11 protein-coding genes and 1 riboswitch are annotated in these 12681 nt (G+C 72.5%); of the genes, 1 reads left to right on the top strand and 10 read right to left on the bottom strand.

Features of this window, described 5'->3' with window-relative positions:
- Positions 1 to 5: 5 nt before the first annotated feature.
- Complete coding sequence (locus tag FBQ73_RS18940) at positions 6 to 821, top strand: cobalt-precorrin-6A reductase (protein WP_138401115.1); 816 nt, start codon at positions 6 to 8, stop codon at positions 819 to 821.
- Here FBQ73_RS18940 and FBQ73_RS18935 read toward each other — a convergent pair.
- From FBQ73_RS18935 to uraH, 10 genes are all read right to left on the bottom strand, one after another.
- Positions 764 to 1564 carry a precorrin-3B C(17)-methyltransferase gene (locus tag FBQ73_RS18935; protein WP_138401040.1) on the bottom strand — a complete coding sequence of 267 codons (801 nt, stop codon included), beginning with the start codon at positions 1562 to 1564 and terminating at the stop codon, positions 764 to 766. The two genes, FBQ73_RS18940 and FBQ73_RS18935, sit on opposite strands and share 58 nt — an antisense overlap.
- A complete protein-coding gene (locus FBQ73_RS18930; protein ID WP_138401039.1) occupies positions 1561 to 2286 on the bottom strand; it encodes a precorrin-2 C(20)-methyltransferase in 726 nt (241 codons plus the stop codon). The genes FBQ73_RS18935 and FBQ73_RS18930 overlap by 4 nt, the downstream gene beginning before the upstream one ends.
- Positions 2283 to 2918 (bottom strand): precorrin-8X methylmutase, encoded by a 636-nt coding sequence (locus FBQ73_RS18925; RefSeq protein WP_138401038.1) that lies wholly within the window; start codon positions 2916 to 2918, stop codon positions 2283 to 2285. Before FBQ73_RS18925 ends, FBQ73_RS18930 begins: the two co-directional genes overlap by 4 nt.
- Before the next feature lie 13 nt (positions 2919 to 2931).
- A complete protein-coding gene (gene cobG, locus FBQ73_RS18920; protein ID WP_138401037.1) occupies positions 2932 to 4248 on the bottom strand; it encodes a precorrin-3B synthase in 1317 nt (438 codons plus the stop codon).
- Positions 4245 to 7610 (bottom strand): cobaltochelatase subunit CobN, encoded by a 3366-nt coding sequence (gene cobN / locus FBQ73_RS18915; protein ID WP_138401036.1) that lies wholly within the window; start codon positions 7608 to 7610, stop codon positions 4245 to 4247. Before cobN ends, cobG begins: the two co-directional genes overlap by 4 nt.
- A gap of 15 nt (positions 7611 to 7625) precedes the next feature.
- On the bottom strand, positions 7626 to 8660 hold the full coding sequence (cobW, locus tag FBQ73_RS18910) for a cobalamin biosynthesis protein CobW (protein ID WP_138401035.1): 1035 nt from the start codon (positions 8658 to 8660) through the stop codon (positions 7626 to 7628).
- Complete coding sequence (locus FBQ73_RS18905) at positions 8660 to 9106, bottom strand: DUF1636 family protein (RefSeq protein WP_246089784.1); 447 nt, start codon at positions 9104 to 9106, stop codon at positions 8660 to 8662. Before FBQ73_RS18905 ends, cobW begins: the two co-directional genes overlap by 1 nt.
- 99 nt (positions 9107 to 9205) lie before the next feature.
- Positions 9206 to 9409, bottom strand: a riboswitch (cobalamin riboswitch).
- A 153-nt stretch (positions 9410 to 9562) separates the two neighbouring features.
- Positions 9563 to 10843, bottom strand: a complete 1281-nt coding sequence (locus FBQ73_RS18900) for an allantoate amidohydrolase (protein ID WP_138401034.1) — start codon at positions 10841 to 10843, stop codon at positions 9563 to 9565.
- Positions 10840 to 12288, bottom strand: coding sequence for an allantoinase PuuE (gene puuE, locus FBQ73_RS18895; protein WP_138401033.1), 1449 nt, complete (start codon positions 12286 to 12288; stop codon positions 10840 to 10842). The genes FBQ73_RS18900 and puuE overlap by 4 nt, the downstream gene beginning before the upstream one ends.
- 3 nt (positions 12289 to 12291) lie before the next feature.
- Positions 12292 to 12645: a hydroxyisourate hydrolase gene (gene uraH / locus FBQ73_RS18890; protein WP_138401032.1), complete on the bottom strand. Its 354-nt coding sequence runs from the start codon at positions 12643 to 12645 to the stop codon at positions 12292 to 12294.
- Between the last annotated feature and the right edge of the window lie 36 nt (positions 12646 to 12681).

The raw sequence follows: 12681 nt of genomic DNA, 5'->3' as shown, positions 1-12681 counted from the left end.
CAGCCATGGTCCCGCGCATTCTCCTGCTGGGCGGCACCAGCGAGGCCAGCGCCCTCGCCAAATGCCTCGCCGCCCGCATCGCGGACCATGCCGATCTCGACGTGGTCCTGTCGCTGGCAGGGCGCACGGAACATCCCGCGCCCCAGCCGGTGCCCGTGCGCGTCGGCGGCTTCGGCGGCGCGGCGGGCCTTGAAGACTACCTGAAGGCGGAGCGCGTTGCCGCCGTGGTGGATGCCACCCATCCCTATGCCGCCCGGATGTCCTTCAATGCCGCGCAGGCCTGCGCGGCGGCGGGCGTGCCCCTCCTCGCCCTGCGGCGCGGGCCGTGGATGCCCGTTGCCGGCGATCGCTGGCGCGAGGTGGCGGATGTGCCGGCGGCGGTGGCCGCGCTGGGGGATGCGCCGCGGCGGGTGTTCCTCGCCCTCGGCCGCAACGAGGTGCGCGCCTTCGAGGCGGCACCGCAGCACGCCTATCTGGTGCGCAGCGTCGATCCGGTCCTGCCGCCGCTGGCGGTGCCGCAGGCCCAATATGTGCTGGGGCGCGGCCCGTTCGGCGAGGGCGACGACCGCGCGCTGCTGGAGGCGCATCGCATGGACACCATCGTGGCCAAGAACAGCGGCGGTGCGGCCACCTACGGCAAGATGGCGGCGGCGCGCGCATTGGGCATCGAGGTGCTGCTGATCGCGCGGCCCGCCATCCCCGCCGTCCCGGCGGTGGAAACGCCGGCGGAGGCCGAGGCGTGGCTGCTCCACCAGCTCGGCGCTCACGGCGCGGTTTCCTCCACCGGAGACACGGGCCTGTCCGCCGAGCGGGGTGCGTAGACCAGGGGCGGCAGGCCGGGGCGCTGTACGATGCGGGTATCGGCGGTGCCGATGATCACGCAGGTAGCCATGTCGGCCTGCGCCGGGTTGGCGTCGGCCAGAGTGGTGAGGGTGATACGCTCGTCCTCGCGCCCCGCCGCGCGGCCGAACACCACCGGCACGCTGCCCGCAAGGCGCTCGCGCAGCAGCGCGAAGGCCCGTCCCAGCTGCCACGGCCGTGCCCGGCTGATGGGATTGTAGAGGGCGATGACAAAGCCCGCCTCCGCCGCCAGCAGCAGGCGCTTTTCCACCAGCGCCCAGGGCTTCAAATTGTCGGAGAGGGAGAGGGCGCAGAAATCGTGGCCCAGCGGCGCCCCGCAGCGCGCCGCCACCGCCAGCATGGCGGTGACGCCGGGCACCACCTCGAGATCGAGGGCGCGCCAGGCGTCCGGCCCATGCTCGATGGCCTCGCACACGGCGGCGGCCATGGCGAACACGCCGGGATCGCCCCCCGAGACCATGGCGACCCGCGCACCCGCAACCGCCGCGTCCAGCGCCGCCGAGGCGCGGGCGATCTCCTCGCGATTGTCGGAGGGCCGGCGCTCCTGCCCCGGCCGTTCTGGCAGGCGGGCGAGATAGGGGGCATAGCCGAAGACGAGGTCCGCCGCTTCCACCGCCGCCGCGGCCTGCGGCGTCATCTGCCGCGCCGCACCGGGGCCGAGGCCCACCACGGTGATGCGCCCGCGCCTGTCGCCGCCAGTCATGCCGCGCGCTCCCAGCCGGGCACCAGCACGATGGAGAAATAGGGCGCGCGCTCGTCCGCCCGCTCGGAGAGGGGCACCAGCGCGCAATCGGCCATGGTGCCGCGCTCCACATAGAGCGCGCGATCGAGCCGGCCGGCGGCGGCCAGCGCCCGGCGGATCTTGGGCAGGTTGCGGCCCACCTTCATGATCACCGCCGCATCGGCCGTGGCGAGGCGGCGGGAAAGCTCGTCTTCATCCAGCGTGCCGGGCAGCACCATGAGCACGTCGTCGCCCTGGGCGATGGGCGCGCCGGCCTGCGACCAGCAGCCGGACATGCCGGTGACGCCGGGAATGACCTTGGTGGGGAAGCGCTGGGCGAGGCGCACATGCAGGTGCATGTAGGAGCCGTAGAACAGCGGGTCGCCCTCGCTCAGCACCGCCACCGTGCGGCCGGCGAGGATGTGCTCCGCCACCGTTGCCGCCGAGGCGTCGTAGAAGGCGCCGATGGCGGTGCGATAGGCGGCATCATGCCGGTGGATCTCGGTGGTGACGGGATAGAGCAGGGGCAGTTCCACCGTGTCCGGACGGAAGTGCGCCTGGGCGATGGTCCGCGCGTGGCTGACGTTGCCGGCCTTGGCGAAATAGCCCACCACGTCGGCGCCGGCGATGGCCTTCACCGCCTTAAGGGTCATGAGATCGGGGTCGCCGGGGCCGACGCCCACGCCGATGAGCTGGCCTTTCATAGCCCGGCCCTCGCCAGCGCGTTGACGGCGGCGGAGGTGATGGCGCTGCCGCCGAGCCGCCCGCGCACGATGGCAAACGGCACGCCGCGCGGGTCGGCTGCCAGCGCATCCTTGGATTCCGCCGCGCCCACGAAGCCCACCGGCATGCCGAGGATGGCGGCGGGCCGGGGCGCGCCCTTGTCCAGCATTTCCAGCAGGTGGAACAGGGCGGTGGGCGCATTGCCGATGGCGACCACTGCGCCGGCAAGCTGCGCGCGCCACAATTCCAGCGCCGCGGCCGAGCGGGTGGTGCCGAGCTTCTCGGCCAATGCCGGCACCGCGGGATCGCGCAGGGTGCAGACCACCTCGTTGTTGGCGGGCAGGCGGGCGCGGGTGATGCCGTGGGCCACCATCTGCGCATCGCACAGGATCGGTGCGCCGGCTTGCAGCGCCGCGCGGGCGGCGGCCACCACGCCGGGGCCAAAGACAAAATCGCGCGCCGCCTCCACCAGCCCGCAGGCGTGGATCATGCGCACCGCCACGTCTTCCTCCTCGGGGGAGAAGCGCGACAGGTCCGCCTCCGCTCGGATGATGGCGAAGGAGCGCTCGTAGATGGCGGTGCCGTCGCGCACGTAATCGAAGGGAAGGGTCATGCTGCGCGGCTCGTCACGTCTTCACCATCGGTCTGTCGTTTCCTTCGCGCACCCACAGGCCCGCCAATAATCCCACCTCTTGCATCCGGGCCAGAAGCCCGCGTCCCGTCTCGCCGGGCGCGCGGGACGTGACGGCCAGCGTCGCGAGGGTTGCCGCCAGCGCCTCCACCGCGATCACCGGACCGCGTGCTCCGGACGGTGCGCCCTCATGCACCAGCGCGATCCCCTCGTCCATGCCCACGAAGGTGAGGGTCGCCGGCGCGGGATGGGCGCAGCCCTTGGCGCAGCCGGACAGATGTACCGTCACCGTGCCGTCCAGCAGCGGCGCGAGGGCGTCCGCCACCCCGGCCGCGAGGTCCCGCGCCGGGAAATGGGCGCAGACGCAGGCCGGCGCGCCGGGGCAGGCGGCGATGAAGGCGCGCGGATCGTCGGGCGCGGTGAGGCAGCCGAGCCGCCGGGCTTCCGCAGCGAAGGCATGGGCGCCGTCCGCGTCGAGGCCGGTGGCGAGGAGCACCCGCTCGGTGGCCGGCCGCAGGTCGCGGGCGCCGGCCTCGTCGGCCGCATCCGCGAGAGATGCGAACAGGTCGGCCACGCCGGCACCGAAGGGCAAGCCGATGCCGCAGGCGAAGCGGCCTTCGACGAGCGGGAAGGTGCCCAGTGGGGTGGAGGGGATGCCGCCATCACCGGAGTTGGCGAGTGGCGTGGATGTGCAGCCCGGCAGGTCGGTGGCGCGGGCGCGGTGGCCGAGGGCGGCGATCCGCGACAGGGCGTCGAGGGCGCGGGTGGCCGCCTCCTGCTCGGCCAGCAATTCCTGCATACCGCCGCCGATGGTGGCGGACCACCTCGCATCCGCCCCGGAGCGCACGGCGATGAGCCGCACATCCGCCTTATGGCCGGAAAGGCCGATGGCGCCGCCGCCGTCCACGACCACGGACACCTTCGGCCCCAGTTTCCCCGCAAGTCCCGCCGTTCCCTCCCGGATGAGGCGGGCGAGGGGACGGGCGTCGGCAATTTCCCGGGGATCGAGCCCCGACAGCGGGGAGATATCGATGGCGAGGCCGAGGCGCGGCGTGATGCCGAGCGCGAGAACCGCATCCTGAAGCGGCGCCACCGTTTCCGCCGTCAGCCCGCGCACCTGCAGGCTGCCGCGGGCGGTGATCTCCATCATGCCGTTGCCCAAGGCCGTCGCCGCGCGGGCCAGGCCGCGCAACTGGCCGGGGGAGATGGCGCCTTCCGCCGGCACGAGCCGCAGGATCAGGCCGTCGCCGGTTTCCATGGGCGCGAGGAAGGCCGGGCAGGCGCCCCGGCGCACGGGCGGACGCGGGCTCATTCCGCCGCCTCCTTCGGTGCTTTTTCGTGGGGCGCGGCGGCCTCGGCGAGGAGGGCGTCGAGATCGGCGTCGAGGGCGTTGCGGCGGCTGTGCCACAGGCCGCGGCGGCGCGCATCGGCGAAGCGGCGGGCCATGGTGCGGGCGGCGGCGGGGTTCTGGTCGAGCAGGAAGGCGCGCACGGACGGCTCCGCCAGATAGGCGGCGTGGAGCCGGTCCAGCAGGGCGCTCGCCACCTCCTGCGTGGTCTCGGCGAAGGCGACGAGGCGGTCTACCGTCTCCGCCAGTTCCGCCGCGCCGCGCGGGCCGTGGCGCATCTGGCCGGCGATGAAGGTCGGCGAGACGCGCCCGTGCACCAGCCGCGCCAGTGCTTCGGACAAGGGGCGGGCGCGGGGGCGGTCGGGGTCGGTGGTGTCGAGCACCACCAGGTGCGCCTTGCGCCCCAGCGCCGCGCCGGCCGCCGCGAAGCCCCCCATGAAGGCGGCATCCTCGCTGCCGTCCAGGAGGTCGCGGGCGGCATCATCCGCGCCGTGGATGAGCGCGTCGGCCTGCGCGATGCGTCCGGCGAAGGCGCCGGGGGCGGGGCGCGCAACGCCGTCCGCCCCGCCATAGGCATGGGAGGCGGCGGCGAGATAGGCATGGCCCAGCTCGGCGCGATCCGCGAAGACGCCGCGCTGGAGCTGCGCCTCGATGCCCGCGCCATAGGCGCCCGGCGCCGAGCCGAACAGGCGGGACAGGTCCTCGCCCCGGCGGCGGGCGGAGGCGAGCGGGTTCTCGGCATCGTCCTCGTCCCGCGCGGCCACGGCACGCACGGCGGCATCCAAGAGCGCGATCTGGGCCGGGAAGATGTCGCGGAACAGGCCGGAGATGCGGAAGGTCACGTCGATGCGCGGGCGCCCCAGCACGGCCGGGGGCAGCACCTCGATGCCGGTGACGCGGCCGCTCGCCGCCTCCCACATGGGGCGGCAACCGAGGAAGGCGAGGCCCTGGGCGATCTCCTCGCCCCCGGTGCGCAGGGAGGCGCTGCCCCACAGGTCCAGCACCAGCGCGCGGGGCCAGTCGCCGTGTTCCTGCAGCAGCAGGCGCAGGGCCTCGTCGGCCGCCTTGCGGGCGAGGTCGCAGGCGGTGGGGGTGGGCAGGGTGCGCGGATCGGCGGTGTAGAGGTTGCGCCCGGTGGGCAAAACGTCCCGCCGCCCCCGCGCCGGCGCCCCGGCGGGACCGGCCGGCACGAAGCTTCCGTCGAGGGCGTCGAGCAGCGCGCGGGTCTCGGCGCCGGCGCTGGCGTTGCGGGCCGGGTCAGCTTCGTCCTGCGGCACATGGCCGAAGATGTGGAGGCCGTCTTTCACCGCGAGGTCCTTCAGGTCGCACAGCCAGGCATCGATACGGCGCAGGGCCTCGTCGGGATCGGTGGCGGTGGTGACGCCAGCGGTGGCGGCGAGGCCGGTGTCGCCGGCGGTCTCCACGATGAGCTGGGCGAGGCGCTCGCGGCGGCGGCGGTCGAGGCCGTCGGCCTGCGCATATTCGTCCACTAGCCGTTCCAGCTTCTGCTCGGCCTCGGACAGGCCGGCGGCGGCCAGCGGCGGCGGCAGGTGGCCGATGGTGACGGCGGCGAGCCGACGCTTGGCCTGTGCCGCCTCGCCGGGATTGGAGACGATGAAGGGATAGACCACCGGCAGCGCCCCCATGACCAGTTGCGGGAAGCAGGCCGGCGTCAGCGCCACCGCCTTGCCCGGCAGCCATTCCAGCGTGCCATGGGCACCGAGATGGATGACGGCGTGGGCGTCCAGCCCTTCGCGCAGCCACAGGCCGAAGGCGATGAGGGCATGGCGCGGCGGCAGGGCCGCGTCGTGATAGTCCGCCCGCCGGTCCAGCGCCGCGCCGCGATCGGGCGCGAAGGCGAGGGTGAGGGCGCCGAAGCGGGCAAGGCGGAAGTGGAAGGTGCCGTCCCTCAGGTCCGCGTCGGCTTCGGGGGCGCCCCATGCGGCGAGCACGGCCTCGCGCGCGGCCAGCGGTAGGCGGTCGAAGGCGGCGCGATAGGCATCGAGGGATAGGGCCGGCGCGGGGGCGATGGCGGCGAGCAGCGCCTTGGCGTCGGCCGGCGCGGAGCCGGTGGCGTAGCCGGCGTCGCCCAGCGTTGAAATCATCCGCCGCGCGCTCTCCGGCACGTCGAGGCCCACCGCATAGCCGGAGCGGCCCTCGGCGCCGGGATAATCGGGCAGGATCAGTGCCAGCCGCCGCTCCGCGCGGGGCGTGATGGCGAGGCGCACGAGGCCGGCGACGCGGTCCGCCACATGGGCCACCTGGTCCGGCTCCGGCCGGTTGATGGCGGGGGCGAAGGCAAGGTCCGCATCGGCCGGGGCAAAATCCTTGAACGAGAGCGCGCCCGCCAGCACCCGCCCATCCAGCTCCGGCAGCACCACATGCATGGCGAGGTCGGCGGCCGACAGCCCGCGCGGACTGCCCGCCCAGGCGGCGCGGGCGGTGGTGGCGGGGGCGGCCTGGAGCACCGGCGGCCCTCCTGCCGGGAACAGCTCCGCCGCATCCCCCGCCGCAAACGCGGTGGTGGTGACGATCACCGCCGGCTTGAGCGCGGCCAGCGCATCGCGCACGGCGGCGCGCGCTTCGGGTGCCTTCAGGCTGGGCACGAACAGGGGCACGGCGGCGATGCCGCGCGCCTCAAGGGCGGCGGCCAGCGCATCGATGGCGGCGGTGTCCGCCGCGAGCCACTGGGAGCGGTAGAACAGGATCAGGGCGCTGGGCCGCCCATCCGCCTGCGCGGCGGCACCGGCTTCCTGCTGTTCCGTCAGCCCCGCGCCGGGGCGATAGAAGGCCGTGGCGGGAACGGGGCGCGGCGGAGCGATCGCGGCGGGCGCGGCAAAGCCGGCCGTCCGGGCCATGCGGGCGAGCAGGGCGCCCATGTTGTCCGGCCCGCCGGCACGAAAATAGGCGAGCCATTGGGCCAGCTGCTCCGCCGGCACGGTGGAGAGGGCCGCGAGGCGCGGGTCGTCCTGGTCCTCCCCCGGCAGCAGCGCGAGGGCGATGCCACGGGCTCGGGCGAGGGCGGAAAGCTGTTCGGCGCCGTAGCGCCACCAGTCGAGGCCGCCCAACTGGCGCACCAGCACCACCTTGGCGTGGCGCGCCACCTTCTCCACCCACAAATCCACCGACATGGGGTGGGTGAGGTCCTTCAGCCGGGCGAGGCGCAGGCTGGGCAGGCTGTCCCGCCGCGCCCGCCAGGCGGCGGACAAGGCCAGCAGGTCGCTGTCGGTGAAGGACAGCGCCACCATGTCGCCGGGCGGCTGGGCGAGATCGACCGGCTCGGCCAGATCCTCCAGCGTCGTCGATGTGGTAGCGAGGATGTGCATGGGGTCTGGTTCGCCTCAGCCGAGGATGGCCCGTTCCACCGCCGCGCGGTCGAAGCCCTTCAGGCCGATTACCACCAGCGCCCCGCGCCGCGCCTCCTCGGCGCCCCACGGCCGGTCGAAATGGTGCGACACGCGCGGGCCGACACCCTGCACCAGCAGCCGCATGGGCTTGCCGGTCACCGCCGCGAAGCCCTTGACGCGCAGCACGTCCGGCGTCTCGGCCGCAGCGACCACGCGGGCGGCGAGGGCGACGGGATCGGCGATCTCGGGCAGCTGGAGCACGATGCTCTCGAATTCGTCGTGGTCGTGGTCTTCCTCGTCGTCGTGATGGGTGCGGCGGGCGTCGATCTCATCTTCCACGCCGATGCCGAGGCCCAGCAGCACGGCGATATCCACCTTGCCGGCGGTGGCGCGCACCAGCTTCACCGCGCGCGGCAGGCTCTGCGCCACCACCCGCTCGGCGATGGCGAAGCCGGCCTCGTCGAGCAGGTCGCTCTTGGAGAGGATGACGAGGTCGGCGCAGGCGATCTGGTCCTCGAACACCTCTTCCACTGGGTCGTCATGGTCGAGGCTTGTGTCTTCCGCGCGCTGGGCGGCCAGCGCCGAGAGGTCTGCCGCCACCCGCCCTTCGGCCAGCGCCGGGCCGTCCACCACCGCCACCACGCCATCCACCGTTACCCGGCTCTTGATGGCCGGCCACTGGAAGGCCTGCACCAGCGGCTTGGGCAAAGCGAGGCCGGAGGTCTCGATGAGAATGTGGTCCACGCGCGGGGTGCGCGACAGGATCTGGTCCAGCGCCGGCACGAAATCGTCGGCGACCGTGCAGCACAGGCAGCCGTTGGCCAGCTCCACGATGGTGTCCTCGCTGCAGCTTTCGATACCGCAGCCCTTCAGGATCTCGCCGTCGATGCCCACGTCGCCGAATTCGTTGACGATCACCGCGAGGCGCTTGCCGCCGGCATTCTCCAGCATGTGGCGGATGAGCGTGGTCTTCCCCGCGCCGAGGAAGCCGGTGACGATGGTGCAGGGCACGCGGGCGAGCGAGATCATCAGGGCTCCTTGGGAAGGGACAAAGGCGGGATGCGGGCGACCATGCCACGCTTCAGGCTGTCGGGCCGTCCGCGCCAGGGCATGAGGCCGTCGCCGGAGGACGCCAGCAGCGCCGCACCGGCGATGAGGTCGGGAGCGGCATCGGCGGAAAGGTCGCCGAACACATAGGTCCAGCCGTCGCGGCGGACCATGGCGGCGGACAGGGCGCGCTTGCAGTTGGCGAGGCAGCGCACGCCCTGCACCGCGACGCCATCTGGCAACTGGGCTGCCGCGGTGGCTTCGGCGAGGGCGACACCATCGACAGGGAAGGCGCCTTCGCCGGAGCTGCGGCAGGTGGTGCAGACGAAGACGGTCACGGCCGGACGATCGCCGGGCATAGCGGTCGGCGCGTCGTACGCGCGGGGCGTCGTCCCGGCGGGGGTCTCCGCCGTGGCAACGCCGGTCATGTCGGCAGGTTCGCCGCGCTCCACGAGACATATCCACGGGTGCGCGGGCCGCCCGCGCAAGGCGGGCTTGAAGGGACGCAAACCGGAGCACCCCGCCCGGCGCGGACCTTGTCGAAGGCAGGTCTCCTGGCTCGCGGATCAGCGCCCCCGCCGCCTTCCCGGCGCCTTGCGGCGCCAGTGGCATCTGGCAGGGGCTCACCGCTTACAGTTGCGGGGGCAGCCACGGCATTGGGAGAGGCCTCCCGCACCGCATTCCCTTTTGCGCCCGTGTGGGACCACGGGACCTTCGACACGGGCACTAAAGGCAGGGCGGGAGCGAATGTCAAATGGGGCGGCGGCGGGAGGCCGGGATGGCGGTTTCCCGGCCCGAAACGCCTCGCCGCTCTTTCCAGCCCGCGTGATCGACCTGGGGCTCGCGGGCGCGGAGATACCGCACCAGCAAGGTACACAACCCGCTCACACCTCCCCTGCGGTCTTCAGAAGAAACGCGTGGAGCGCTTCGGCGGCGAGGCCGATGTCGGCGGGGGAGGCGTATTCACGCGGATTGTGGCTGCCGTTCTGCGAGCGCACGAACAGCATGGCCATGGGCATGATGCCCCGGAACACCATGGCGTCGTGACCGGCGCCGGAGGGCAGGCGCAGCACCGGCAGGCCGAGGCCCTCCACAACTTCCGCCATGCGCTCCTTCAGGACGCCGTGGCAGGGCGCGGCCGGCACCTCGTGGCCGATGTCGAGGATGGCGCGCACGCCGCGCCGCGCCGCGATCTCGTCGATGGCCGCGCGGATGTCCGCGACGGCGCGCTGGCGCAGGTCGTCGGACAGGGTGCGCACGTCGAGGGAGAATTGCACCTCCCCCGGCACCACGTTCACGGCGCTGCCAGCAATGATCATGGTGCCAACCGTGGTCACCAGGGCATCGGCATCGGCGCGGCCGCGGGCTTCCACGGCGAGGATCATCTCGGCGGCGGCGGCCAGCGCGTCGTGGCGCATGGGCATGGGCAGGGTGCCGGAATGGCCGGCCTCGCCGCGCACGCGGATATGGCCGCGCGAGGCCCCGGCGATGCCGGTGACGATGCCGAGCGGCGCGCCCGCCGCCTCCAGCACCGGGCCCTGCTCGATATGCACTTCCACATAGCCCAGCATGTCTGCCGGATCGCGCCGGCATTCGGCGATACGCTCCGCCGGCGCGCCGAACGAGCGCAGCGCCTCGGCGCGGGAGATGCCCTGCTGGTCCACGTCCTCCAGGCTCCTGGGGTCGAAGATGCCCGCCATGGCCTTGGACGAGGTGAGGGTGGAGAGGAAGCGCACGCCCTCTTCATCCGCGAAGGCCGCCACCTCGATGGCGAACGGCAGGCGCAGGCCTTGCGCGTTCAGGGCCTCCACCGCCGCGATGGCGGTGAGCACGCCCAGGTTTCCGTCATAGATGCCGGCGTTGCGCACGGTGTCGATGTGCGAGCCCATGAGCAGGGTCTTGGCATTGGCCCGGTCCGCCGCATAGCGCCCGACGATGGTGCCGGTGGCGTCCATGTGGACTTGGGTGAGGCCGGCCTCGCGCATCCAGTGCGACACCTGCGCCGCCGCCCGCTTGTGGGAGGGGGTGAGGGAGAGGCGGGTGAGCTCGCCCGGTACGTCCGAGAAGGCGGCAAGCTCCTTCAGGCGGGCGGTGATGGCATTGCCGTCAAGGGGCGCGAGGGTGGGGACGGGGGCAGGTTGCGGCACGGGGAAGACCTTGTTCATGCGGCCTCCGGGAGCATCTGGTCCAGCCGGAGCCGGGCGATGCGCTCGATCTGTGTGAGGGCCTCGTTGACCTCCTGGTCGCGATCATGGGCGAGCCGGCGCTCGAAGGCGTCGAGGATCTCGGCCTTGGTCCGGCCGCGGATGGCCATGATGAAGACGAAGCCGAACTTTGCCACGTAGGCGTCATTGAGGGCGGTGAAGCGGGCCTTCTCCTCCGCCGTCAGCCGGTCGAGGCCGGCGGACGCCTGCTCGGCGGTGGATTCGGCGGTGAGCAGCTTGGCTTCCGCGAGCTTCCCGGCAAGGTCCGGATGGGCATGAATGACCGCCATCTGCTTCTCGATGGGGGCGGCGCGCAGCACGGCGGCAAGGGCTGCGTGGAGGCCGGCGGCGGTGTCCTCGCGGGGGGTGAGGCCCTTGTCGTAGGCGCCTTCCGCGATCCAGGGGGAATGCTCGAACACGCCGCCGAACCGTTCCACGAACAGGCCGCGCGGCATGAAGGTGGGCCGGTAGCCGCCGACGGGGGGGTGGGTGGCGATCCAGTGGCGGGCGATGTCGACGCGCCGGGCCACCCACACCTTCTCATGACCGGCGATGTAATCGAGGAAGCGAGCCAGCGCCTGGGCGCGGCCGGGCCGGCCGGCGAGGCGGGGATGGAGGCCGACCGACATCATCTTCGGCGCGGTCTCGCCCTCGGCATAGAGCAGGTCGAAGCTGTCCTTGAGATAGTCGAAGAAATCGGTGCCGGTGCCGAAGCCCGCCGCCACCGAGAAGCGCATGTCGTTGGCGTCCAGCGTGTAGGGCACCACCAATTGCGGACCCTTGGCGCTCTCGATCCAGTAGGGCAGTTCGTCGGCGTAGCTATCGGCGGCATAGAGGAAGCCGCCTTTCTCCATCACCAACGGCACCGTGTGCTCTGCCGAGCGGCCCTGGTAGAAGCCCAGCGGGCGGGAGCCGGTCACTTCGGTGTGGATGCGGATCGCCTCGTCGATGTGCTCGCGCTCGGCGTCGCGGGTGAAGTCCTTGTATTCCAGCCATTTGTAGCCGTGGCTCGCAATCTCCCAGTCGGCCTCCTTCATGGCGGCGACGGCATCCGGGTTGCGGGCGAGTGCGGTGGCGACGCCATAGACCGTGACCGGCATGGCGCGCTCGGTGAACAGGCGGTGCAGCCGCCAGAAGCCTACCCGGGCACCGTATTCGTAGATGGATTCCATGTTCATGTGCCGCTGGCGGGGCCAGGGCTGGGCGCCGATGATTTCGGACAGGAAGGCTTCCGAGGCATTGTCGCCGTGGAGGACGGAATTCTCGCCGCCCTCCTCGTAATTCACCACGAACTGGACGGCGATGCGCGCGTCTCCCGGCCAGCGGGCATGGGGCGGGGTGCGCCCATAGCCGATGAGGTCGCGCGGGTAGGGCCGGCCGGTGATGGGATCGTTGGGCACGGACATTCCTCAGGAGCCCCGATAGGTGGAGTAGCTCCACGGGGAGCACAGAAGCGGCACATGATAATGCCCGTCCTCCGCCAGCGAGAAGCGCAGGGGCACCACGTCGAGGAAGGGCGGATCGGACGCCGGAGCGCCGGTGGCGCGGAAATGCGCACCGATGTGGAACTGAAGCTCGTAGGTGCCGGCCTTGAACTCATCGCCCGCGAGCAGGGGCGTGTCGGTACGCCCGTCCGCATTGGTGCGGCGCTCGGTCACGAGCGTGCGCGAGCCATCCGGCGTCAGACGGTAAAGTTCAACCGCCACATTGGCCGCCGGACCACCAGCGACGGTGTCGAGTACATGCGTGGACAGGCGCCCCATTTTTCCCTCGCAGGCCTTGCGGTCAAAAGATCCGCT

Origin of the sequence: Xanthobacter autotrophicus, from assembly GCF_005871085.1 — a bacterium.
In the GTDB taxonomy this organism is placed as follows: domain Bacteria; phylum Pseudomonadota; class Alphaproteobacteria; order Rhizobiales; family Xanthobacteraceae; genus Xanthobacter; species Xanthobacter autotrophicus.
Note: the sequence above shows the minus strand (reverse complement) of the source record. Positions and strands in the feature narration are given on the sequence as shown.

Coding starts and splice junctions, on each gene's coding strand:
- FBQ73_RS18940 (WP_138401115.1), top strand. CDS start 6: ATGGTCCCGCGCATTCTCCTGCTGGGCGGCACCAGCGAGGCCAGCGCC.
- FBQ73_RS18935 (WP_138401040.1), bottom strand. CDS start 1,564: ATGACTGGCGGCGACAGGCGCGGGCGCATCACCGTGGTGGGCCTCGGC.
- FBQ73_RS18930 (WP_138401039.1), bottom strand. CDS start 2,286: ATGAAAGGCCAGCTCATCGGCGTGGGCGTCGGCCCCGGCGACCCCGAT.
- FBQ73_RS18925 (WP_138401038.1), bottom strand. CDS start 2,918: ATGACCCTTCCCTTCGATTACGTGCGCGACGGCACCGCCATCTACGAG.
- cobG (WP_138401037.1), bottom strand. CDS start 4,248: ATGAGCCCGCGTCCGCCCGTGCGCCGGGGCGCCTGCCCGGCCTTCCTC.
- cobN (WP_138401036.1), bottom strand. CDS start 7,610: ATGCACATCCTCGCTACCACATCGACGACGCTGGAGGATCTGGCCGAG.
- cobW (WP_138401035.1), bottom strand. CDS start 8,660: ATGATCTCGCTCGCCCGCGTGCCCTGCACCATCGTCACCGGCTTCCTC.
- FBQ73_RS18905 (WP_246089784.1), bottom strand. CDS start 9,106: ATGACCGGCGTTGCCACGGCGGAGACCCCCGCCGGGACGACGCCCCGC.
- FBQ73_RS18900 (WP_138401034.1), bottom strand. CDS start 10,843: ATGAACAAGGTCTTCCCCGTGCCGCAACCTGCCCCCGTCCCCACCCTC.
- puuE (WP_138401033.1), bottom strand. CDS start 12,288: ATGTCCGTGCCCAACGATCCCATCACCGGCCGGCCCTACCCGCGCGAC.
- uraH (WP_138401032.1), bottom strand. CDS start 12,645: ATGGGGCGCCTGTCCACGCATGTACTCGACACCGTCGCTGGTGGTCCG.